This is a genomic window from Rhizobium sp. NLR10b, from assembly GCF_019685435.1.
Lineage (GTDB): Bacteria > Pseudomonadota > Alphaproteobacteria > Rhizobiales > Rhizobiaceae > Rhizobium.
The window spans coordinates 354,762-376,284 of sequence record NZ_JABDWV010000003.1; the positions used below are offsets into that span (position 1 = coordinate 354,762).

General features: G+C 61.6%; 19 protein-coding genes. 8 read left to right on the plus strand and 11 right to left on the minus strand.

The window, feature by feature from the left end:
- Positions 1 to 5 precede the first annotated feature (5 nt).
- From HJB91_RS06650 to HJB91_RS06675, 6 genes are all read right to left on the minus strand, one after another.
- Entirely contained in the window at positions 6 to 923 is a 918-nt protein-coding gene (locus HJB91_RS06650; RefSeq protein WP_210629255.1) for a dihydrodipicolinate synthase family protein, read from the minus strand.
- Between the two features lie 19 nt (positions 924 to 942).
- Complete coding sequence (locus HJB91_RS06655) at positions 943 to 1,818, minus strand: ABC transporter permease (RefSeq protein WP_210629254.1); 876 nt, start codon at positions 1,816 to 1,818, stop codon at positions 943 to 945.
- Positions 1,819 to 1,821: 3 nt separating this feature from the next.
- On the minus strand, positions 1,822 to 2,781 hold the full coding sequence (locus HJB91_RS06660) for an ABC transporter permease (protein ID WP_221153958.1): 960 nt from the start codon (positions 2,779 to 2,781) through the stop codon (positions 1,822 to 1,824).
- 96 nt (positions 2,782 to 2,877) lie between these two features.
- Positions 2,878 to 4,464, minus strand: a complete 1,587-nt coding sequence (locus HJB91_RS06665) for an ABC transporter substrate-binding protein (RefSeq protein ID WP_221153960.1) — start codon at positions 4,462 to 4,464, stop codon at positions 2,878 to 2,880.
- Entirely contained in the window at positions 4,461 to 5,192 is a 732-nt protein-coding gene (locus tag HJB91_RS06670; protein ID WP_210629251.1) for a FadR/GntR family transcriptional regulator, read from the minus strand. The genes HJB91_RS06665 and HJB91_RS06670 overlap by 4 nt, the downstream gene beginning before the upstream one ends.
- A 224-nt stretch (positions 5,193 to 5,416) precedes the next feature.
- The gene (locus HJB91_RS06675) at positions 5,417 to 6,424 is read right to left on the minus strand and encodes a LacI family DNA-binding transcriptional regulator (RefSeq protein ID WP_210629250.1); all 1,008 of its coding nucleotides are present in this window, start codon (positions 6,422 to 6,424) and stop codon (positions 5,417 to 5,419) included.
- A 303-nt stretch (positions 6,425 to 6,727) separates the two neighbouring features.
- Between HJB91_RS06675 and HJB91_RS06680 the strand changes: the two genes are divergently transcribed.
- The 5 genes from HJB91_RS06680 (at position 6,728) to HJB91_RS06700 (ending at position 12,671) form a co-directional block, all read left to right on the plus strand.
- Positions 6,728 to 7,714: a sugar ABC transporter substrate-binding protein gene (locus tag HJB91_RS06680; RefSeq protein WP_210629249.1), complete on the plus strand. Its 987-nt coding sequence runs from the start codon at positions 6,728 to 6,730 to the stop codon at positions 7,712 to 7,714.
- 167 nt (positions 7,715 to 7,881) lie between these two features.
- Positions 7,882 to 9,402: a sugar ABC transporter ATP-binding protein gene (locus HJB91_RS06685; protein ID WP_210629248.1), complete on the plus strand. Its 1,521-nt coding sequence runs from the start codon at positions 7,882 to 7,884 to the stop codon at positions 9,400 to 9,402.
- Positions 9,386 to 10,408 carry an ABC transporter permease gene (locus HJB91_RS06690; RefSeq protein ID WP_210629247.1) on the plus strand — a complete coding sequence of 341 codons (1,023 nt, stop codon included), beginning with the start codon at positions 9,386 to 9,388 and terminating at the stop codon, positions 10,406 to 10,408. The genes HJB91_RS06685 and HJB91_RS06690 overlap by 17 nt, the downstream gene beginning before the upstream one ends.
- A 222-nt stretch (positions 10,409 to 10,630) precedes the next feature.
- Positions 10,631 to 11,776, plus strand: a complete 1,146-nt coding sequence (locus tag HJB91_RS06695; protein WP_210629246.1) for a right-handed parallel beta-helix repeat-containing protein — start codon at positions 10,631 to 10,633, stop codon at positions 11,774 to 11,776.
- Between the two features lie 91 nt (positions 11,777 to 11,867).
- A complete protein-coding gene (locus tag HJB91_RS06700) occupies positions 11,868 to 12,671 on the plus strand; it encodes a Ku protein (RefSeq protein ID WP_210629245.1) in 804 nt (267 codons plus the stop codon).
- A 101-nt stretch (positions 12,672 to 12,772) separates the two neighbouring features.
- Here HJB91_RS06700 and ligD read toward each other — a convergent pair whose 3' ends face one another.
- From ligD to HJB91_RS06720, 4 genes are all read right to left on the minus strand, one after another.
- Positions 12,773 to 15,283 (minus strand): DNA ligase D, encoded by a 2,511-nt coding sequence (ligD, locus tag HJB91_RS06705; RefSeq protein WP_221153972.1) that lies wholly within the window; start codon positions 15,281 to 15,283, stop codon positions 12,773 to 12,775.
- Between the two features lies 1 nt (position 15,284).
- Positions 15,285 to 16,136, minus strand: a complete 852-nt coding sequence (locus HJB91_RS06710) for a Ku protein (RefSeq protein ID WP_210629243.1) — start codon at positions 16,134 to 16,136, stop codon at positions 15,285 to 15,287.
- An 18-nt stretch (positions 16,137 to 16,154) separates the two neighbouring features.
- On the minus strand, positions 16,155 to 16,385 hold the full coding sequence (locus HJB91_RS06715; protein WP_210629242.1) for a DUF2188 domain-containing protein: 231 nt from the start codon (positions 16,383 to 16,385) through the stop codon (positions 16,155 to 16,157).
- Positions 16,386 to 16,457: 72 nt separating this feature from the next.
- A complete protein-coding gene (locus tag HJB91_RS06720; protein ID WP_210629241.1) occupies positions 16,458 to 16,718 on the minus strand; it encodes a hypothetical protein in 261 nt (86 codons plus the stop codon).
- Positions 16,719 to 16,862: 144 nt separating this feature from the next.
- Between HJB91_RS06720 and HJB91_RS06725 the strand changes: the two genes are divergently transcribed.
- From HJB91_RS06725 to HJB91_RS06735, 3 genes are all read left to right on the plus strand, one after another.
- Positions 16,863 to 17,291 carry an OsmC family protein gene (locus HJB91_RS06725; protein ID WP_210629240.1) on the plus strand — a complete coding sequence of 143 codons (429 nt, stop codon included), beginning with the start codon at positions 16,863 to 16,865 and terminating at the stop codon, positions 17,289 to 17,291.
- Positions 17,292 to 17,354: 63 nt separating this feature from the next.
- A complete protein-coding gene (locus tag HJB91_RS06730) occupies positions 17,355 to 18,839 on the plus strand; it encodes an FAD/NAD(P)-binding protein (protein ID WP_210629239.1) in 1,485 nt (494 codons plus the stop codon).
- A gap of 110 nt (positions 18,840 to 18,949) precedes the next feature.
- Positions 18,950 to 19,855, plus strand: a complete 906-nt coding sequence (locus tag HJB91_RS06735; RefSeq protein WP_210629238.1) for a DMT family transporter — start codon at positions 18,950 to 18,952, stop codon at positions 19,853 to 19,855.
- Here HJB91_RS06735 and HJB91_RS06740 read toward each other — a convergent pair.
- Positions 19,821 to 21,503, minus strand: coding sequence for a VOC family protein (locus HJB91_RS06740; RefSeq protein WP_247241679.1), 1,683 nt, complete (start codon positions 21,501 to 21,503; stop codon positions 19,821 to 19,823). The genes HJB91_RS06735 and HJB91_RS06740 overlap by 35 nt on opposite strands.
- Between the last annotated feature and the right edge of the window lie 20 nt (positions 21,504 to 21,523).

Below are 21,523 nucleotides of genomic sequence, written 5' to 3' on the forward strand. Positions count from 1 at the left end.
ATCCATCAGGAAAGCAGGCCGGTCGCGCGCAGGATTTCGTCGATCCTAGTCGTTTCAGTCTCGTTGAGAGCCGCCCTCGGACGCGGCATCAGCGCCGTGTCGATGATGCCGAGGCTCTTCATCGCCGCCTTGAAGGCGCCGATGCCGGCGGCGCCGCCGCTGACGCGGCCCGCCCCGACTGAGACGATCTCGAAGAGCCGGCAGAGGCGCTCCTGCTCCTTGCGGGCCGCGACCCAGTCGCCACGCTGGGCGGCGTTCCAGAGCCTGACGTAGCCATGCGGATCGACATTGGCGATGCCGGGCACGACGCCATGGGCGCCCATCTGCAGTGCCGTGTCGACGACGATTTCGGAGCCCGTCATCAGGAAGACCTCGTTGTTGCCGGCGAGATCGAGCAGCACGTAACGGAAGTTGCCGTCGTCGCCGCTCGAATCCTTGATGCCGACGATCGTTCCCTCCTTCGCCAGCGTCACGCTGGTCTGGCGCTGCAGTTTCACATGCACGCAGACGGGAATGTCGTAGGCGATCAGCGGCACGTCGACGGCATCGCGGATATAGCGGAAGTGATCGATGATCTCGGACTGGCTGGTGACGGTGTAGAACGGCGCCGTGACGACAACCGCGTCGGCGCCGGCCGACTTCGCGATCCTGGCATGGTTGATGACCCTGTCGGTGGTTGGGTCGATGACTCCGACGATCAGCGGTACGCGACCATTGATGACTTTGGCCGAGTGCTCGATGATTTCCTTCCGGGTCCTTTCGTCGTGGAAGATCACCTCGCTGGTCGAGCCGAGCACGAACAGGCCATGGCATCCGGCCTCGATCAGGTTTTCGAGCACCCGTGTGTAGGACGGGTAATCGACCGTGTAATCCTTGTTCAGCGGGGTTATGACGGGAGGAACGACACCCTTGAATTTGCTCATTTTCGCTTTCTTTCGATCGTCAGTTTAGTTCGGTGCGAGGGTCGAAGGCATCACGAAGACCATCGCCAATGAAGTTGATTGCAAGGACGGCAAGCACCAGGAATCCGCCGGGAAACAGCCATTGCCAGGGATATTGTTCGAGCACGGCGGTAGAGCGGGCAGCATTCAGCATGTTGCCCCAGCTTGCCGCCGGTGGCGCAATGCCGAGACCGAGGAAGGAAAGGCCGGCCTCGAGCAGGATGGCATTGGCGATCTGCAGCGTCGCGAAGACGACGAGGATGTCGATCGAGTTCGGCAGGCCGTGGCGGAAGAGGAGATGCGGCAGACCCGCCCCCATGCCTCTCGCGGCCATCACGAAGTCACGTTCGCGAAGTTCGAGCAGCCGCGAGCGCACCATGCGCGCCAGCAGAGGCCAGGAGAGAAGTGAGATGACAAAGACCGTCGGCCAGATGCCGGTGCCGGCGATCGAGGCGAGCACCAGCAGGAAGATGACCGGCGGCAGCGTCATGACGAGATCGACGAACCGCATCGTGACCGCATCTGCAAAGCGGCCGGCAAGCGCCGAGACGGCGCCGACCAGGAAACCGATGATGGCGGACATGACGGTCGAGGTGAGGGCCACCAGCAGCGAAATGCGACCGCCGTCCAGGACCCGGGCAAGGATGTCGCGGCCGACCCCGTCAGTGCCGAACCAGTGTCCCGGCCCCGGCTGCGCATTCATTGCCATGAGATCGATGTCGTTGGGTTTGAAGCTCCACCACAGCGGATAGGAAAGGATTGCAACGATCATCAGCGCGATCATGCCGAGGCCGAGCAGCGCGGTCCGGTTGAGCAGAAAGCGATGCAAGGAGCGTATGATCGGGCCCGGGCTGCGGGCAGGGCTTCGTGCCAGCATCGCTCACCCCACCTTGATCCGCGGATCGACCACCGCATAGGCTAGATCGGTCAGAAGATTGACGACGATGACGCAGGCACCGATCACCAGCGTCGAACCCATGATGACCGGATAGTCGCGGCCCTCCACCGCATCGACCATGAGCAGGCCCATGCCGGGCCAGTTGAAGACGCTTTCGATGAAGATCGCGCCACCGATCGCAAGGCCGATGGTCGAGCCGATCAGCGTAATGACGGGAAGCAGCGCGTTGCGCAGGGCGTGCTTGGTGATGACCCAGAATTCGAAGACGCCTTTGGCGCGCGCGGTACGCACATAATCCTGGCTCAGAACCTCCAGCATGGAAGCGCGCATATAGCGCATGATCAGCGCTGTCTGGGCGACGGCCAGCAATGTCGCGGGCAGGATCAGGTGATGGAGAAGGTCGGCGATGGAGAATTCCTGGCCTGGCGTCAGCATGCCGCCCGAGGGCATCCAGTTGAAATAGACCGAAAAGAGATAGAGGCCGACAAGAGCGCTGAGGAAGGGTGGACTTGAAATACCGGTGACGGCGAAGACTGACAGAGACAGGTCCGCGACGGAATTGCGGCGAACCGCGCTGATGACGCCGGTGGCGATCCCCGCAACGATCGCGATCGCAATCGCCGATCCCATCAAGAGCACTGTCGGGCCGACGCGCGAGAGCACGAGGCCGAGCACTGGCTGGTCCGGCCGCTTGATTGAATAGCCGAGATTTCCCGTCAGCGTCTGCCGCAGCCAGCCAAGATACTGCACCGGCAGCGGCTGATCGAGTCCGAGCGTGGCGCGCAGCTCGGCAAGATCCGACGACGACATCGGAATATTGGGATCGATATAGGCGTCGATCGGATCGCCGGGCGTGAGGCGCAGCATGGCGAAGATCAGCACGCTCAAGGCAAGCAGCATGCCCACTCCGATCAGCAGGCGCCGGAGACTGTATCTCAGCATGAATTCCGTTCCCGTGCGGGCGGGCCACTGCGCCTCGGAAGACGCGTGGCGCTGCAGTGACCCGGCCGCCCTTTGCTTCTCAGGATGCGTGACGCCCTATTCGGCGATCGCCCATTTCTCCGGATGCGCCTGGTAAGGGCCGCCACCGGGAGCGGGCGTCCAGATGAAGTCCTTCAGCCTGGCGGAGGCGACGCCATATCGTTTCGCCACCCACAGCGGACCCCAGGGCAGTTCCTTGTTCATCACCTTGCAGACATCCTGATAACGGGCGGAGCGCTTTGCGGCATCCGTCTCGCCAAGCGCTGCGTCTAGAGCAGCCGTCAGCACCGGCATGCGCACGCGCGCGACGTTCGGGCCGGCCGGCGGGATCTGCTTTTCGTTGAGGCCGACATTGATGCTGCCCGGATCCGGGCCGTTCTGAAGTCCGGCATAGACCATCTGGAACTGCGCGACATCAGGCGTCGGATTGAGCACGATGCTGTTATAGGTCGGCGTGTCGACGGCACGCGGCGTTACGTTGATGCCGACCTGGGCGAGCATTGCCTGGACCGCCGCCATGACATTGGCGGCAAGCGGCGTCGTGTAATAGGTCAGCAGGGTGACCGGCTTGTTGCCGTTGATCTCATCCCAGCCGGCGTCCTTCAGCAGCTGCTTGGCCTTTTCCGGATCATAGGCATAGGTCTCGATGCCTTTCGGCACCACCTGATCGGCGACATAGGCGCAGTTTGCCGGTTCGGCGGCGCCGCCGTAAAGGCTCTGGATGATGGCATCGCGATTGATCGCGTACATCACTGCCTGACGGACCCGAACATCTTTCCAGATCGGCGAGTCGTGGTTGAAGCCGAGATAGTTGACGACGAAGGAGTTGCCTTCGATGACGCGGAAATCCTTGTTGTTGTCGAAGGCCTTCAGATCGTTGGAATCGACGTAGGTGAACTGGATTTCGCCGGCACGAAGTGCGGCGATCGCCGCTGCCGGATTGGCAAAATAGCGGTTGATGATCTTTTCGAGCGCCGGTTGGCCGCCTCGGTAGTCGGTATTGGCGACAAGTTCGACATATTGATCGGTGACATATTTGCTGAACTTGAACGGCCCGGTGCCGATCGGCGCGGTGGACCACCATGTGTTCTTGGCGAGCTGATCGGCCGGGATCTGCGAAAGTGCGTGTTCCGGCAGCATCATCACCTTCGTCAGGGTGTCCATCAGGCTTGCGGACGGGGCGGAGAGCTTGATGATCAGGGTCTTGTCGTCCTTGGCCTCGACCGAGGAAACGGCGCTCAGCCGCGCTGCCAGAACGGAGCCGGTCTTGGCGTTCTTGGCGAGCTCGATGGTGAACTTGGCGTCCTTTGCCGTGAAGGGCTTGCCGTCATGCCATTTCGCGTCGACAAGCGTGAAGGCGTAGGTCAATTGGTCGGGACTGACCTCGTAGGACGAGGCGAGCTGGCCGACCACCTTCTCGAGCTTCGCGTCATAGGTCACCAGCGGCTCGAAATAGACGCTGAGCCATGTGAAGCCGCCCGTTGCGGCAAGCGGATTGAAATTGCCCTGAAAACCACCCGGGCCGACATCGAAGCCGCCGGACAGCGTGGCTGCCTTCGCTGGGCCGATGAAGGCCGGGGCAACGGTCGTCGCCATCAAGGCACTCAATGCGATGGCCGATGATAGTCTTTGCAGTCGTTTCATTGTGCTCCTCCCACATTGGCACTTTTCTTGTTGGCTGCGATCACCCGGGAAATGCCGTCATAATGGCGGTCCAGGCGCTTCTGCGCTTCCGCGACATCCCTTGCCTCGATGGCATCGACGATCGCCGCGTGATCCCTCCAGGTGGCGACGGGGTCGACATTGTCGAGGTTGACGAAATCGGACGCCTTGTAGAAGGCGAGCCAGAACACGTCGATCAGCCGCGCAAGGGTCTCGTTGTTCTGGCAGCGGAAGAGCAGGGTGTGGAAAAGCTGGTCTTCGTCGGCAAAGGATTGACCCCGTTCCGCATGGACCCGCATGCGCTCCACCGTGGCGCGCAGCTCGGCAATATCGTCGTCGCCGATCATCTCAACCGTCTTGCCGATCAGCCCGACTTCCAGCGTTCGCCGGATCTCGATCACTTCTTCGATCTGGCGCAAGGCGCCGCCGAGGCCATAAGCGAGATTGTCGAGCAGCGGCTCGAATGAGAATGCCTTGACGAAGATGCCGACACCACGGCGCGATTCCAGCACGCCGAGCGATTCCAGCGCCTTGATGCCTTCACGCAGGGAATTGCGGCTGACGCCGAGCTGGTTCGCCAGGTCGGATTCAGGCGGAAGCAGCGTGCCGGGCTTCAACCCGTTGTCGCTGATATAGGCCCGCAGGCTTTCCTGCACGGAGACGTGAAGTAGGGGCGCGCGGGCGAGGGGTTTCATGGATTTCAGCGACATGCGTTCTCATTCCGTCCGCAATGGAGATGTTAGAGAGATATCCACTTGTAGGATATCCGTCAACAGCAACCCTTCGCTTCGGAATGTCGGCGAGAGGTCGGACGCGCACGCTCCGAGCGCTGGCAGTAGTCATTGTGGTGATGGAGGATCGCTGCGCGTTGCGACGGATACGCAGCTCGCGTCCGCGTGAGTAGTAGCGGAAAACCATACGAACGGCCCGGCGCTCAATCGGGTTGCGGGGGAGCGGTCGTTTCCCCCTCCGAAAGCTCGCAAGCGAGCAGGATCGGGTGGTCGAGGTCTGGCGTCGGTTGCCTGTTCAGCAGGACGGCGACCGCTGCTGCGGCAATCTTTTGGATCGGCTGCTTGACGGTTGTCAGGCGCGGCGTGGTCATGCTCGAGAGCGGGATGCCGTCGAATCCGACGATCGAAAGGGCTGCGGGTATCGGTATCCCCAGATCATGTGCCGCTCTCATGCAGCCGATCGCCTGCTGATCCGAACTTGCGAAAATGGCTGTCGGCCGCTCGCTGCGGGCGCGTGCCAGCAGATAGTTTCCCGCCGATCGTCCGCTTTCATAGTCGAAAGCCGCCTCTGCGATCAGCGGCGACCCTGTTTGTCCGCCGTCGTCGGGCTGCCCCATGGCGTCAAGGTAACCTGTAAGGCGATCGTTGGCAGGCACGGAATGTCTCGGTCCCGAGATGAAGCCGATGCGGCGATGGCCGAGCTTCAAGAGATGCTCGACGCCGAGACGCACGCCGGCCCGGTGGTTTGAAGCGATCCCGGAATATCCTGGCATGAGGCGGTCGACGACGACGATCGGCAAGCCCTTCGGCAGCTTCAGCGTATGGAAATCATTGCTGGGAACCAGGATGATACCGTCCACTTTTCGGCTTGTCAGCTGACCTATGCGGTCTGCTTCCTTGGTCGCATCGTCAAACGAAGTCATGACGATGATGTTATAGCCATGGCTTGCCGCCGCCTGCTCGGCCGACTGCACGAGTTCCGAGAAGAACGGATTGGTAAGATCGGGAATGACGATGCCGATGAGCCGGCTGACCTTGCTGCGCATGCTTCGGGCCGACGGGTCGGGCCTGTAGCCGAGCTCGTCGATGATGCGTCTGACGCGTGCCCTCAGTTCATCGGTCACGGCGGGGTGGTCATTCAGCACCCGTGAGACGGTCCCGGTGGAAACGCCGGCAAGTTTGGCAACGTCTCGAATTCCGACCTTTGGCATAATGGAAGAATATGTCCCTTCATTTTGGGTCTCGGGGACGCGGAGGCACCCGATGAGGCTTCAGCTAATGGTCTCCATCGCCTTCGTCAAAGGGCCGCAGTCAATTTGACGGCGTTTGCATAACACGAGGAACGCCGGCATTCAATGGAAACGGTTCATCAACAGGCGCCTCATTCTTCCATATGCGGCCATTTTCGCTGCCTTGACAATCCTGCGGGGCGTTGTTACCCAAGTGCTGTTGGAAACGGTTCATTTCGAAGGCACTCAGGTGAGGATAGGCCCGGAACCGTTCGGAGGAGAGAAATGTCCCAATCTACGAAGCGTGATTCCGTCCTGATGCGTACGCCGCGCCGTGCGGCATTGAAGCTTGGACTTGCCGGCACGTTGGTGCTCGCACTGTCTTGCGGCGTGTCGCCCGCTTTTGCGGCCGGCAAGCCGAAGGTCGGCCTGATCATGAAGTCTCTGTCGAATGAGTTCTTCAAGCAGATGAAGGCCGGCGCCGATAAATATGCGGCTGAGAACAAGGACAAGTTCGACTTCAAGGCCGTCGGCATGAAGGACGAGCGCGATTTTGCCGCCCAGGTCGATGCCGTCGAAAACTTCGTGACGCAGAAATACGACATCATCGTCGTCGCCCCGGCCGATTCCAAGGCGATGGCGACGCCGCTTGCGAAGGCCGTGAAATCAGGTGTCAAGGTCATCAACATCGACGTGCCGCTCGATGCCGATGCCAAGAAGGCAGCCGGTATCGACCTGGCATTCTTCGGTCCGGACAACCGCGAAGGCGCAAAGCTCGCCGGCGACGCGCTGGCCAAGGATCTGGGCCCAGGCGCCAAGGTCGTCATCCTCGAGGGCAATCCCGAGGCCGACAATGCCAAGGAGCGCAAGGAAGGTTTCATGGCCTCCGTCAAGTCGGGCAAGCTCGAGCTTCTCGACAGCAAGACCGCCCATTGGGAGACCGAAGAAGCCAACACCGTCATGACGAACTTTCTGACCAAATATAAGGATATTCAGGGTGTCATGGCGGCCAACGACTCCATGGCGCTCGGTGTCGTCAAGGCTCTCGATGCAACCGGCCAGGCCGGCAAGATCAAGGTTGTCGGCTTCGACAACATCCCGCCGGTCCAGCCGCTGATCAAGGACGGCAAGATGCTTGCCACTGTCGAGCAATATGGCGCGCAGATGGCGGTCATGGGCATCGACTATGGTATGCGTGAACTGGCCGGCGAAAAATTCACCGGCTGGGTCAAGACCGACATCAAGCTCGTTACCGCCGGCGACCTCAAATAATCGATATTGCCGAGCTAGGACGAAAGGAGGCGCCGGCTGCCCGCCGGCGCTGACAGCTGCCAACCGATTGCGTCTACTCCCGATGAGGCTCGTTGCGGGCCTTTGGGAGTGTGCATGTTCGGATGGTGGCCATCTCGAATTCAAACAGATCATGCACGAGGTGGGACGTGTCAGACGCAGCAGATGACCACATCCTGAAGCTGGAGGGGATCGGCAAGCGCTTCCCGGGCGTCGTGGCGCTCAGGAATGTTTCCATGCGGATCGGCCGCGGCAAGGGCCACGTCCTGCTGGGCGAGAATGGTGCCGGCAAGTCGACCCTGATCAACCTGCTGGGCGGTGTGTTCAAGCCGGACGACGGGCAGATTACATTTGACGGCGGGCCCTATCATCCTGCCTCGCCGCTGGAGGCCTTCAAGGCCGGCATCCGCATCATCCACCAGGAGCTCCACCCCCTTTCCAATCTCAGCGTCGCCGAAAATCTGCTCTTCGAACATCTTCCGCGGCGATACGGCCTGGTGGATTACCGGCAGATGAACCGCCGGGCGGCCGAATTGCTGGCGGAAGTTGGCCTCGATGTGGCGCCGACGACGCTCGCCAGCCGTCTCAGCGTCGCGCAGTTGCAGCTGCTCGAAATCGCCAAGGCGCTCTGCTATGAAAGCAAGCTGCTCGTTCTCGACGAGCCGACGGCAACCTTGACGTCCAAGGAAGTTGACCGGCTGTTCGAAATTCTGAAGCGTCTGAAGGCGCGTGGGGTGACGACGCTTTACATATCCCACAGGCTCGAGGAGATTTTTGAAGTCGGGGACGATGTGACGGTGCTGCGCGACGGCCAGCATGTCATCACGCGACCGTTGTCCGGCTTGGCCATCCCCGACATCGTCGAGCTGATGGTCGGGCGAACGCTCTCGGATCATGGCGTCTTTCGCAGTGACAGCGCCGTGTTCGGCGAGGCGCTCGGCGTTTCCGGTCTGAAAGTGACCCGAAACAGCCCGGAATTGTCGTTCTCAGTGGCCAAGGGCGAAATCGTCGGCATTGCCGGCCTTGTGGGTAGCGGCCGGACAGAGGCGGTCCGCGCCATATTCGGCGCCGACGCCAAGGCCGGGGGCGAAATCCGCATCGACGGCGAACTGGTTGCGATCCATTCGCCGAAAGATGCGGTTGCCGCCGGCCTGTGCCTGGCGACGGAAGACCGCAAGCTGCAGGGCCTGATGCTCGACATGAGCTGCGCAGAAAACACCACGGTTACCGATCTCGCCAAGATTTCCCGCAAGGGGCTGATCAGCCGCAGGATGGAGAACGAAAACGCGCAGCGTCTCGTGCGCGAGTTGCGCATCAAAACACCATCCGTCCATCAGCGGGTCAGGACGTTTTCGGGCGGCAATCAGCAGAAGGTGGTGATCGCCAAATGGCTGTTCCGCGGCCCCAAGGTGCTGATTTTCGATGAGCCGACCCGCGGCATCGATGTCGGCGCGAAAGCCGAAATCTACGACCTTCTCTGGAAGTTTGCCGCGGAAGGAAAGGGTGTTCTGGTCGTATCCTCGGATCTGCCGGAGCTCATTGGCATCTGCCATCGCATCATCGTCCTGTCGGACGGCAAGATCGCCGGCGAAATCGCACGGGATCAATTCGAAGAGAGCAGGATCCTCTCACTCGCTTACAAGGAGTACAGTCGTGTCCGGCAACATTGAAACCAAGGTCGAAGCGAAAGAGACGGGCTTCTGGGACAAGCTGATCCGGATCTCGATGAAAGAGGCAGGCGTTGCCATCGCCCTCGTCCTGATCGTCGCCTTCTTCTCGGCGACGGCGCCGTATTTCGCGACGCCTGAGAATTTCCTGAAAATCTTCGTGCAGATTGCCATCAACACCGTGCTTGCCTCGGGCATGACCTTCGTCATCCTGGTCGGCGGCATCGACCTCTCGGTCGGCTCGCTGCTGGCGCTATGCACGGTCATCGGCGCGACGATCATGATCGACCCCAGGCTCTCGCCCTGGCAGGCGATCGTGCTCGCTTCGCTCGCCTCGATGGGCACCGGCGCGATCCTTGGCGCCATCAACGGCTGGGTCTGCGAAAAGTGGAAACTGCCGTCCTTCATCGTCACGCTCGGCATGCTGAATGTCGCCAGCGGCCTGGCCCGCGTCGTCAGCGACAACTCCACCATCACCGGCCTGCCGCAGCCTTTCGTGGATTTCGGAAACCTGATCTTCTGGGGCGTCTTCCCGTCGATCTTCCTGATTGCCATCATCGTCGTCCTCGCCGGCTGGTTCGTCCTGCGTTATACCGTGTTCGGACGTTTCGTCTTCGCGATCGGCACCAACGAAGAGGCTGTGCGGCTGTCGGGGCATGAGCCGAAACGCTACAAGATCGCGGTGTTCACCATCTCGGGCCTGACCGCCGGCATCGCAGCCATGGTTTACCTGCTTCGCCTCAATGTCGGCAGCCCGGTTGCGGGCATCGGCTATGAGTTGAACGCCATCGCCGCGGTCATTATCGGCGGAACCAGCCTCTCGGGCGGCAAGGGCTCGATTGTCGGAACGCTGGTCGGTGCCTGCATTCTGCAGGTGCTGTCGACGGGATTGCAGCTGCTGGGCGCCGACGACAACATCAAGCCGATCGTCATCGGCGCCGTCATCGTGCTTGCCGTTATCCTGGACAGCTATCGCGGCCGGTTGATGCGGATACTCGAAACGCGGTGACCGATCGCAAGGCGTGGGCCTCTGAGGTCGCATGGCGGCGTGCAAAGTCGAGGCAGGCCGTCAAACTCCTGCCACATGCCCTGCATTAATTCGACGCGACTGCGTATGTCTTAGATCGGAATTGATTTAAGGATAATGCTGCAGCAGCTCAAAGCCCAGCCGCACCCTTGGCGCATCTGAGACGATGCGCGGCGCTGCGGTAACCGCGTCGATGGAGATCCGATGCCCGCAGTCCTGCGAAAAAAAGTTCACGGCGCGTCCACCCGGGCTGAGGTCATCGACGGTGCAGAGGATATCGGCGTCGCCTATCAGGTGTTTTCCGACACGGTGGTCGAAGACGTCGTCGTCAAGAACTCGCCTCGTGGCTTCAAGTTTCACAACGGCAGCAACCTCGTCGTCAGACGCTGCGAAACGGAGAATGTCAGGGGCGATGGCATTTATCTGACGAAGACGAAGAACGTTCTTCTGGAAAACAACCGTATGGGGGCGGCTCCGGGCGAGGGCGCGGACTGCTGCCAGTTCGCCTATCAGAACAGCGACGACAATATCAGTTCGGACGTGGTGATCCGCGGCAACCTCTTCCTGCAGTCGCCGACGAGCACCTCGAACAAAGGCGCCCTGGTCTGCGATAAAACCCGGAAATATCTCGTCGAGTACAACTTCATCGGCGGCAAGAATTTCTCCTTTTCATCGATCGGCGACGATGCCGTGGTGCGCAGCAACATCATGCGCGACGGCAGGATGAACGACTATTCCTTCGGTTACGGCATCGGCGACAAGGCAGACCGTACCGGCCATCACGTCTATGACAATTGGATCGAGAACAACAATCGCGGCATCAGCCTGAGCGGCTTTTCCGACCAGGAGCGGGCATTTCGCAAGGACATCGACATCCACGACAACGTCATCAGCGGCTGCGACATCGCCTTTTTCGCCAATCGTCCATGGTCCGGGAGCCTCCGGCGCAACATATTCATTCGATGCGGCCAGGACTTGGTTCTGTCGGGAAAGGGCAAGAGCACCGCCGGCGAGATCGACAGCAATTACCATAATGACGGCAGCTTCTTGAACCTTGTGGCGCCGCCGCTCCGCTTCAATACCGACGGCAAGGCCTCCGTCGCCTCGGGTGAATGGACATCCGAGCCCGATGAGATCGTCATCCAGTGGCGCGACAAGGGATTGGATATTCCTGGCGCTAACCGCCCTTCCATTGCCGTCGAGCCTGGCATGGAATTGTCCTGCGTGCTGTTGGCCCGCAAGGGCCGCAATTGGATGCTGGCGATCGCCGAGACCGCTTATGACGAGTTCACGCCGCGCGCATGGCAGGAAAAGATGCTGCCGTGGCAGAAGCGGTATCTCTCGATCTGAACCAAGTAATCCCGGTATGCCAGGCCCGGAACCAAAGGCCGGTTTTGCCGTTGACTGCCAAGTTCCATCGGTCCGGGAGGGCAGGACAGTCGTGGCACGTCAGGCGTTCTGGAAAGGTTATCTCAAGCTCTCGCTCGTCACCGCCGCCGTCTCGCTGACGCCGGCAACGACCGAAAGCAACAAGTTGCGTTTCCACGTCCTCAATCGCCAGACGAAAAACCGGGTCGAAAGCCGCTATGTCGACAGCGTTACCCATAAACCAGTGGCCGACAGGGACCAGGTCAAGGGCTATCCGCGCGGCGAGGACGATTATGTTCTTCTCGAAGACGAGGAGATCGAGGAAGTCGGGCTCGACAGCACCCGCACCATCGATATCGACAGCTTCGTACCGCGTGGCTCGATCGATTGGGTGTGGTACGACAAGCCGCATTTCCTGGCGCCGGAGGACAAAGTCGGCGTGGAAGCCTTCTGCGTCATCCGCGAGGCGATGAAGGCAAACGACGTCGTCGGCATTGCCCGCCTGGTTCTCTATCGGCGCGAGCGTGCCGTGCTCCTGGAGCCGCAAGGCAAGGGCATCGTGCTCTGGACCCTGCGCTATGGCGACGAGGTGCGCGAACCGTCGGCCGAAATCGACGACAAGGCGGAGATCGACAGCAAGCTGCTGACGCTGATGAAGCGGCTGGTGAAGGAAGAGACGAAGGATTGGAGCCCGGCCATGGTGCAGGACCCGATCCAGAAGCGCCTGAAATCGATGATCCGCGGCAAACAGAAGAGCCTGAAGAAGGCAGCGCCTGCCAAAAAAACCGCACCGGAAAAATCGACCGGCAACGTCATCAACATCATGGATGCGCTGAAGAAGAGCCTGGTTTCGCAAAGGGGGCGGAAGTCGCGTTAGAGCAATTCCAGGAAAAGTGCGAAGCGGTTTTCCCAGGCAAAGCGAAGCGCTTTGCCTGGAATTGCGCAAATCCAAAGGTCAGAGCGGGATGATTTTACGCTCTAACGCTTCTTCTTTTCCAACGATTTCGCTGCAGCGAAAAATCCGTCCCAGGGATCTCGCGGCAACGCGTTGAGCCGCGTCGGCGTATTGTCCACCGTGAAATAGGCCGGTCCGACGTCGGCGGTGAGTTCGCTCCACTCCAGCGGCATCGAGACCGCGGCGCCTCGCCGTGCCCGTGTCGAATAAGGCGCGACCGCCGTATTTCCGCGGCCGTTGCGGAGATAGTCGATGAAGATCTTCCCCTTGCGCTTGGCCTTCGTTGCCGTCGCCAGATAGCGGTCGGGATCGTCGGCGGCCATGCTGTCGGCGAGCCACTTGGCGAAACCCTTCACTTCGGCCCAGCTGGCCTTCGGCGTGAGCGGCGTCACCACATGCAGCCCCTTGCCGCCCGAGGTCTTGACGAAGGCGGCGAGGCCTTCGGCCTCCAGCCGCTCCTTCAGTTGGTAAGCAGCGGCGATCACATCTGCCCACGCCACCCCGTCATCGGGATCGAAGTCCATGGTGATCATATCGGGCTTTTCCCAATTGTCGGTCGTTGTGCCCCAGGGGTGGATTTCCAGCGCGGCCGATTGCACCAGCGCCACGATCCCGTCGAAATCGGTAATTCTGAGCAGCTTCTCCCCCTGCCTGTCCTTGGGATCGGTAATCTCCTGGATATGCGGGTTCATGCCCTTCCAGGCGTGCTTCTGGAAAAACCGCTGCCGGCCATTGATCCCGTCCGGCAGGCGCAGGAGCGCCAGCGGCCGGTTGACGACGTAAGGCGCCATGAAGCGCCAGACCTGGGCGTAATAATTCGCCAGCCCCTCCTTGGTAACGCCCTCGTCCGGCCAGTAGAAGCGGTCGGGATGGGTGAGTGTCACAGCCGATTTCGGCAGAGCAGGGGCCATGGTCTTTTCCGTCTCGCGCGTCACGTCCTTCGCAGGCTTGTCTTCTCGCAGACCGCGGAAGGCGGCATGGCGCAGATTGCCATCGGCCGACCAGGCGCGGAACTCGACCTCGCCAACCAGCTGCGGCTTCACATAGATCAGACCGCGCCGCTCCTCCGATGTCAGCTTGTCGTCGAATGATGTCTCGTTCTGCGTCAGGCGCGACAGTTTCTCATAAAGCATCCGCGCGGTCGCCGCCGTATATCCGGTGCCGACGCGCCCGACATGTTTGAGTTCGCCGTCCTGGCAATAGCCCATCGCCAGCGAGCCGATCGCATTCTTCATCGATGTCGACGGCACGTAGCCGCCGATGACGAATTCCTGCCGGTGCGAACATTTCGATTTGATCCAATCGCCTTTGCGTCCCGACGTGTATTTGCTATCGCGCAGTTTGGAAATCACCCCTTCGAGGCTGAGCCGGCAGGCATGGTCAAGCACCAGGCCGCCGCTTTCGTTGAAATGCGCGCTGTAGCGCAGCTTGTCGTTATTGTCGGGCAGCAGGCTTTCGAGCAGCTGCTTGCGATCGGTGAGCGCCACATTCACCAGGCTGTGGCCGTCGAGGTGGAGAAGATCGAAGGCATAGAAGACGAAGCGATCGTCGCGGCCCTCGCTCAGATCGCGTTGGAGCGCCGAGAAATCCGAGGCGCCGCTATCGCGCTCGACGACGATTTCGCCGTCGATCACCCCCGATTGCACCGGCAGGGCGGCAAAGGCCTCGAGCACCTCGCTGCCGAATTTCTCCGTCCAGTCGAGGCCGCTGCGGGTCAACATTCTGACCTTGCCGTTCTCGACCCTGACCTGCAGCCGGTAGCCGTCGAACTTGATTTCGTGGATCCAGCGATCACCAGCCGGCGGCTTCGTCTTTAACCTGGCAAGCGCCGGTTCGATGAAATCGGGCATTGCGGCCTTGCGAGCACCCTTCGGCCAGTCGCGTTCTCCTGGTGCGGCGGCTTCGGCCTTTGAAGCCGGTCTTTTAGCGGCAGCCGGCTTGCCGTCTTTCGACTTGGAGGTCCAGGTCGTATCCGGATTTCCCGCCACCTCTTCGAGCCGGCGGCCGGTCTTTGCCGATTCCGGCCGCTCCTGAAGAATGTCGCCGTCGTGGCGCGCCGCGGCATCATCTCCCTTGATCAGCAGCCAGTTCTCCCGCTTTTCCCCGGGCCGGCCATGCATGCGCACGAGGTGCCAGCGGCCCTTCAGCTTTTCGCCATCGAGCTCGAATTCCATATGGCCCTCGCGATAGTCCTTGTGCGCATCGCCGAGGGGCGTCCAAGTGCCGCGATCCCAGACGATGACAGTGCCGCTGCCATATTGACCTTTTGGAATGATGCCTTCGAAATCGCCATAGGAAAGCGGGTGATCTTCGACGTGTACGGCAAGGCGCTTGTCCTCGGGGTTGAGGCTCGGCCCTTTGGTCACCGCCCAGCTCCTCAGCACCCCATCCATCTCCAGGCGGAAGTCATAGTGCAGCCTCGTTGCATCATGCTTCTGGATGACGAAACTGTTGCCGCTGCTGCGGCCCAAGCGACCACGTGGCTCCGGAGTGAGTTTGAAATTGCGCTTCGCCTCATAGGTCTCGAGGGCCATCTCAGCCTGCCTTCTTCCTTAGGCTATCGCTGCGCGCCGGCGCCTTCTTCTTTGCCGACGCCTTCTTCGCCGTCTTGCCGCTCATCCCCGCGCTTTGGCGCAGCGCCTCCATCAGGTCGACGACCTTGCCCTCCGGCGCCGGTTCCTTCTTCGGCGCTGCCCGGCCCTCGATCTTTGCTTTCACCAGTTCGACGAGGGCCGCTTCGTAGCGATCCTCGTAGGCACTCGGATCGAAGCTGCCGCGCTTGGTTTCGATGATGTGACCGGCGAGTTCGAGCATCTCCTTGTCGAACTTGACGTCGGGAATGTCTTTGAAGACCGAGTCGGTCGAGCGCACCTCATAGTCGAAGTTCAGCGTGGTCGCGATGATGTGGCCGTCATGAGGCCGGATCAGCAGCGTTCGGATGCGCCGGAAAAGCACGGCTTCGGCGAGCGCCGCGACCTTGCCGTCGCGCATGCTGCGGACGATCAGCGACAGCGCCTCCTCATCATGTTCGTCGACAGGTGCGAGGTAATAGGGACGATCGAAATAAAGCTTGTCGATATCGTCATAGGCGATGAAAGCTTTGACGTTGAGCAGCTTGTCGCTCTCCGGCACGATCTCTGCGATCTCGTCTCCTTCGATGACGACGTAGTCGCCATTCTCCATCTGATAACCTTTGACCTGCTCGTCCCGCTCGACCGGTTTGCCGGTCTCGCTGTCGACGAATTGCCGTTCCACCCGGTGTCCCGTCCTGCGGTTGATGATGTTGAAGGAAACCCGGTCCGAGGAGAAGATGGCGGTATAGAGCCCGACGGCGCAAGCAAGGTCGCCTACCTTCAGATGACCTTTCCAGCTTGCCCGCGCGGCCATGCCATCCCCCGTTGCAAATCACAGACGACTGTTGCTCTTATCTGTTTCGAGTTCCTGAAACGCCCAGCCGCCATCGGGTGAAGGATAGGCGAGCAACGCGTCGCCATCGCCGATTTTCTGACGTGACGCAGCATCCTTGGCGTGGACAATCGCTTCCTCAGCCGTCGCATAGGTTTCCGACAACGTGTCGCCGAGCTTGTAGGCCCAGCCATTGTCATGCGGCACGACCTGATAGGTGATGTCAGCCATTTCGGATCTCCTCTTTTCAGTTCGATGGCGGCATGATGCCGGTCGAAAACCGCGCACGCTTCGGCATCACGCCTAGTTCCGATGTGGTTTGCGTCTTTCATCGAGCGCGATGATTTTCTCCAGGGAGGCGATGTCCTCGCTGGTGACGACGGGAACCGGATCGGCCGCGATAGCCTCAAGCACCTCCTGCGAGATGGCGCCGTTGCGGATGGCCCATTCCAGCGTCTCGCGCGTTTCCCGCTCGGCCTTCAGCTGTGCATAGAGCGCGACAATCAGCCGGTCGCGGGCGTCCATCCGCCGGTCCTGACGATGCATGTTGCGGGCATGCGGCATCGTTATGCACCTTTGTCACTGATTTCGTTCAGGTGTAGTCAACTGATGACGGAAGGAAAGGTTCCGTTACCAAGCATCGCGCCGTCATTGCGGGCCGAGGCGTAACTCGCTATTTCTGCGAGGCTGTTGTCAGAGGATCTTTTCATGGCCGATCTCAAGGCTCGCCCCCGTCCGACAGGTGCTATCGCCACTCTCGGCCGTACCGGCTTTCCGCATGTCACGTCCACCACCAAGGGTGAGATCGATATCGTCACCGCCCCTTCTCAGCCGGGCTTCAGCCCGCTCGATCTGCTCTATGCCTCGCTCTCGGCCTGTCTCGTGCTCAGCGCCCGCATTGCAGCCAGTCAGATGGGGGTTCTCGACAGGATCAGCGAGATCACCGCCGACGTCACCGGCGAGAAGGCGGCGGAAGGGCTCTCACGCGTTGCAAAATTCAACATCGTCTTCTCGATCAAGGGCGATGTCGACGAAGAGACCCGCCGCAAGATCGTCGATGCTGCCGAAGAGGAGATCTGCACAGTCAGCAACACCATCCGCGGCAATCCCGAATTCTCGACCACGATAGTGGGATAGAGGTCGCACTCGAAACCCAATAAAATTTATAGACAATTCGCGGTGAGGGAGATTGCGCGGGAAATGTCCGGCATTTATGCTCGGCCATCGCAAGTGAATATCCCGGCCGTCATGCATCCGAAGCCTCTCCCGAAGTCCGAACGATCCGTCGTCGCCATTATCGGCGGCGGCCTCTCCGGCGCGGGCGTCGCCTATCATCTCGCCAGGGCAAATTGCGGTGAGCGCCCCATCATCATGGTCTTCGAACCGCGCGCGGAGCTCGGCCGCGGCCTTGCCTATGACACGGACGATCCGGCGCACCGTATCAATGTTCCCGCCGCCAAGATGAGCCTGCAGCCCGACGACCTGGGCGAATTCCAGGCTTGGATCGAAGCTCGCGACGCCGTCGCGGACGATCCGGGGGCAAGACAACCGGACGGCATGCTCTTCCCCCGGCGCCGGCTCTTCGGCGAATATGTCGCCTCCCTGCTGAAACCGCTGCTGGAAGAGGGCGTCGTGCTCCACAACTGCGCCCGCGTGACCGGTCTCGAGCGCCGGGGCGGCCGCTGGTCGATCCAGGACGACAAAGGCGGGGTGACGGAGGCCGATATAGTTGCGATCGCCACCAGCCATCCGCCGCCGGCAGCGCCGGGCCGGCTTGCCGCCAGCTTGGCCGCCCATCCCCGCTTCGTCGCCGATACCACCAAGCCGGGCGCGCTCGGCGTGATCCGTCGGCATGACCGGGTGCTGGTCATCGGCAACGGCTTGACGGCCGCCGATGTCATCGCCTCTCTTGCCGAGTGCGGTCATGATGGCCCTGTGACGGCGATCTCGCGCCGCGGCCTGCGTTCGCGCGGCCATTCGCCGGAACCGCAGCAGCTCTTTGGAGACTTCGTCTCCCAGGCCGCGCATTCCGCCCTTGCGCTGCTTGTCAGGATCCGCGCCGACATAGAGGCCGCGAAGGCGCAGGGCATAAGTTGGCACGGCGTGATTGATCAGGTGCGGGCGCAGGGATACGAACTCTGGCAGGCGCTGCCGATCGCCGAACGGCGCCGTCTCGTCCGCCATCTGCGTCCCTATTGGGATGTGCATCGCTTTCGCATCGCGCCGCAGGTGGAAGCCGTGCTCGACGCGGCGATTGCCGCCGGCCGCCTGGAAGTCCTTGCCGGGTCGGTCGCCGATGCGCGCATTGAAGGAGAGCTTGTTCTTTGCACCCTGCAGCCGCGCCATCGGCGTCAGTCCCTGGAGCGGAGCTATGACGCCGTCGTCGTCACCACGGGCCCGGCGCATGGCGGCATTCTCGAAACTCAGCCCTGGCTCGCGGCGCTTGCTGCAAGCGGCCACCTGTCGCTTGACCCGACAGGCCTCGGCCTTGCCTGCACCGAGCAGTCGGAGGCGATCGGCCCGTCGGGAAAGGCGGATCCTTCGCTACTGATCTCCGGTCCACTGGCGCGCGGCACTTTCGGCGAACTGATGGGGCTGCCGCAGGTGACCGAGCATGCCTTCTTCGTTGCAGGCGAAATCGCCGCAAAGCTGCGGCTGGCCGAGACGAACACCCGCCCGGCCTGATTTTCCGTTCCGATGTCGTTCTTCGACTGTCGCCGGCACATGACTTCTGCTACGCACGCTCCAGTCAATGGCCCGCCGCCAATGTTCGGGCAATCAAGAAAATCGAGACCATGTCGCAGACCGCTTCCACTCTCTCCGAAGCCTCGCCTTCCAACCGTCTGGCGCTGGCCGCTCTTGTTGTCGGCGGGGCGGCGATCGGCGGCTCGCCGATCTTCGTTCGGCTGTCCGAAGCCGGGCCGATGGCCACTGCCTTCTGGCGTGTGGCGCTGGCGCTGATCCCGATCTTCATCGTCTCGCTCATGAAGAAGGATAGGGGGCCGAAGCCGCAAAGCCTCTCCGATTATGGGCTGCTGGTTCTTCCGGGCCTCATGCTGGCGCTCGACCTCGCCGCCTGGCATCTTTCGCTCACCATGACCTCGGTCGCCAACGCGACGCTGCTCGCAAACCTCGCGCCTGTTTTCGTCACGCTGATCGCCGTCCTGTTTTTCAAGGCGCGAACCAGCGGTGTTTTCCTGCTGGGGCTGGTCCTGGCGCTTGCCGGCGTCGTTATCCTAAAAGGCGGACCGGCAGGGCTCGGCAATGGCGGCTTGAGCGGCGACGGCACCGCGATGATCGCCGCTTTCTTCTATGCCTGCTATATCCTGGCGATCGGCAGGCTGCGCAGCCGGTTCGATACGATCCGCATCATGCTGTGGAGCACGGCATCGGCTGCCGTCTGCATCTTCCCGATCGCCTTCTTCTTCGAAGGGCAGATGCTGCCGGCGACCCTCTACGGCTGGTCGATCCTCTTCGGCCTCGCCTTTGTCAGTCATGCCGGCGGGCAGGTGGCGATCACCTATGCGCTGGCCTATCTGCCGCCCGCCTTTTCATCGCTGACGCTGCTGTTGCAGCCGGTCGTCGCCGCAATCCTCGCCTGGGCGCTACTCGACGAGGCGATCGGGACGATGCAGGCGCTGGGCGCCGGGGTGGTGCTCGCCGGCATCATGGTTGCCCGAACGGCTCGCTCGCCGGCCTGACCGCTTGCTGCTCCAGCGGCGCTGGATCGTCCCCCATTCTCTGAAGCAGCCACTTTTGGATGATCGGCACATCGGCGTCGCCGAGATCGTGGCCGCCGGGGATGACGTCGGAATCGACGGTGGCGCCGGAACTCTTCAGCCGTTCCTCCAGGTCGCTCGCATATTTGCCGTAGGCATCGGTCTTGCCGCTGATGACGAGCAGGTCCGTGCCCTTCAGATCGGCATGCGGATAGTCACTGAGCACAGGCATGGAGCGCAGCAGTACCGCCTTGTGAACGAGGTTCGGATGCAGGTAGAGCAGCGAGTTCAAGAGGTTGGCGCCATTGGAATAGCCGACATAGACGATCTTCTTCGGATCGAGGCCGTAGGATTTGACGGCGCCTTCGATGAAGGCCGCAAAGGCTTCGGCCTCGGTCTTGATGTCGTTCTGGTCGAAAGAGAAGGGTGTAATGCGCTTGTACCAGCGCGGAAAGCCTTCTTCCGTCGCCCGGCCCCGCACGCCCATCAGTGTTGCGCGCGGTGCCGCCTTGTTGAGGAGCGGCATCAGCGTCGTCTCATTGCCGCCCGAGCCGTGCAGAAGCACGAAGACACTGCCGTCAGGATTCGGCGGCGTGTAGAAGCGATGAACGAACGGCAGCTCGCGGTAATTGATGCGCGGCTGGCCGGGCAACGAAAATTGCGGCAGAACCACCTTGAGGTCGTCGAGATTGGTGATCGCTTCCGGCGGCGCGAAGAGCTTGGTGCCGAGGGCTGCATGCTCTTCGTCAACAGTCATGCCGGGCTTGTCGGTTGCAAGCTCCACCAGCGTGCCGCCGGGCTCGCGGGCATAGAGCGAGCGGAAATACTTGCGGTCGTGCATGTTGGTCGGCGATGCATCGGTCTTCTCCAGCGCCTTGGATACCGAAAGCAGCGCCTCCTCATCGGCGGCCCGGAAAGCGACATGATCGACCGTGCCGGTCCCCGGCGCACCGGACCAGAAGCCGCGTGCATCGCGCACATCGATGACATCGCCCGATTGCGACACCAGCCTGTCGATCGTGCCGCGGTTGGCCAGGAAGCGGTAGCCGAAATGGCGCTCGAGGAAGCTGCGGCTCTCGGCCGGCTTTTCCGTCAGCATGGTTGCGCCGCGCACCCGCTGGACGGCATGCCCGACCGGGATCGCGGCGCCGTCCCAGACAGCCGGCGATGTCAGGTCCTTTGCGCCCGCGAGCTTGAGAATGATATTGTCGGGGTCTTTCAACCTGAGGACAGGCTCGCCGAATTCATCGGCGGGTCCTTCCGAGCGCAGGCCGAAGCTCATGGCGCGCGTCAGCCAGTAGCCGATGCTCGCCGGATCGATCGCCAGCGAAATTTCGCTGATCTGGCCGTAGCCCGCCCGGCCGGGCGCGCCATCTTCCCAGACGAGGAAGCTGACGAGCGAACCCGGCGTGCCTGCCGAATCGCCGTAGAAGAGATGGAGCTGCGTCGCATCCTCGTAGCCGGCCGTCTGCTTGACGAGCCGCATGCCGAGAAAGCCGGCGTAAAAATCCACGTTCGCCTGCACCTTTCGGGTGATGGCTGTAACGTGATGTATGCCTGATACCATCGAGAGCAGTCCTGATTGAAGCGGCGTCGTCAGGAGCGCGAGTATGAGAGCTGCGAAAGTCATACCGTTGCCAATGACCACCG

Excerpts from the sequence above, each read along its gene's own strand:
- HJB91_RS06650 (WP_210629255.1), bottom strand. The coding sequence starts at position 923 with ATGAGCAAATTCAAGGGTGTCGTTCCTCCCGTCATAACCCCGCTGAAC.
- HJB91_RS06655 (WP_210629254.1), bottom strand. The coding sequence starts at position 1,818 with ATGCTGGCACGAAGCCCTGCCCGCAGCCCGGGCCCGATCATACGCTCC.
- HJB91_RS06660 (WP_221153958.1), bottom strand. The coding sequence starts at position 2,781 with ATGCTGAGATACAGTCTCCGGCGCCTGCTGATCGGAGTGGGCATGCTG.
- HJB91_RS06665 (WP_221153960.1), bottom strand. The coding sequence starts at position 4,464 with ATGAAACGACTGCAAAGACTATCATCGGCCATCGCATTGAGTGCCTTG.
- HJB91_RS06670 (WP_210629251.1), bottom strand. The coding sequence starts at position 5,192 with ATGTCGCTGAAATCCATGAAACCCCTCGCCCGCGCGCCCCTACTTCAC.
- HJB91_RS06675 (WP_210629250.1), bottom strand. The coding sequence starts at position 6,424 with ATGCCAAAGGTCGGAATTCGAGACGTTGCCAAACTTGCCGGCGTTTCC.
- HJB91_RS06680 (WP_210629249.1), top strand. The coding sequence starts at position 6,728 with ATGTCCCAATCTACGAAGCGTGATTCCGTCCTGATGCGTACGCCGCGC.
- HJB91_RS06695 (WP_210629246.1), top strand. The coding sequence starts at position 10,631 with ATGCCCGCAGTCCTGCGAAAAAAAGTTCACGGCGCGTCCACCCGGGCT.
- ligD (WP_221153972.1), bottom strand. The coding sequence starts at position 15,283 with ATGGCCCTCGAGACCTATGAGGCGAAGCGCAATTTCAAACTCACTCCG.
- HJB91_RS06710 (WP_210629243.1), bottom strand. The coding sequence starts at position 16,136 with ATGGCCGCGCGGGCAAGCTGGAAAGGTCATCTGAAGGTAGGCGACCTT.
- HJB91_RS06715 (WP_210629242.1), bottom strand. The coding sequence starts at position 16,385 with ATGGCTGACATCACCTATCAGGTCGTGCCGCATGACAATGGCTGGGCC.
- HJB91_RS06720 (WP_210629241.1), bottom strand. The coding sequence starts at position 16,718 with ATGCCGCATGCCCGCAACATGCATCGTCAGGACCGGCGGATGGACGCC.
- HJB91_RS06725 (WP_210629240.1), top strand. The coding sequence starts at position 16,863 with ATGGCCGATCTCAAGGCTCGCCCCCGTCCGACAGGTGCTATCGCCACT.
- HJB91_RS06730 (WP_210629239.1), top strand. The coding sequence starts at position 17,355 with ATGTCCGGCATTTATGCTCGGCCATCGCAAGTGAATATCCCGGCCGTC.
- HJB91_RS06735 (WP_210629238.1), top strand. The coding sequence starts at position 18,950 with ATGTCGCAGACCGCTTCCACTCTCTCCGAAGCCTCGCCTTCCAACCGT.
- HJB91_RS06740 (WP_247241679.1), bottom strand. The coding sequence starts at position 21,503 with ATGACTTTCGCAGCTCTCATACTCGCGCTCCTGACGACGCCGCTTCAA.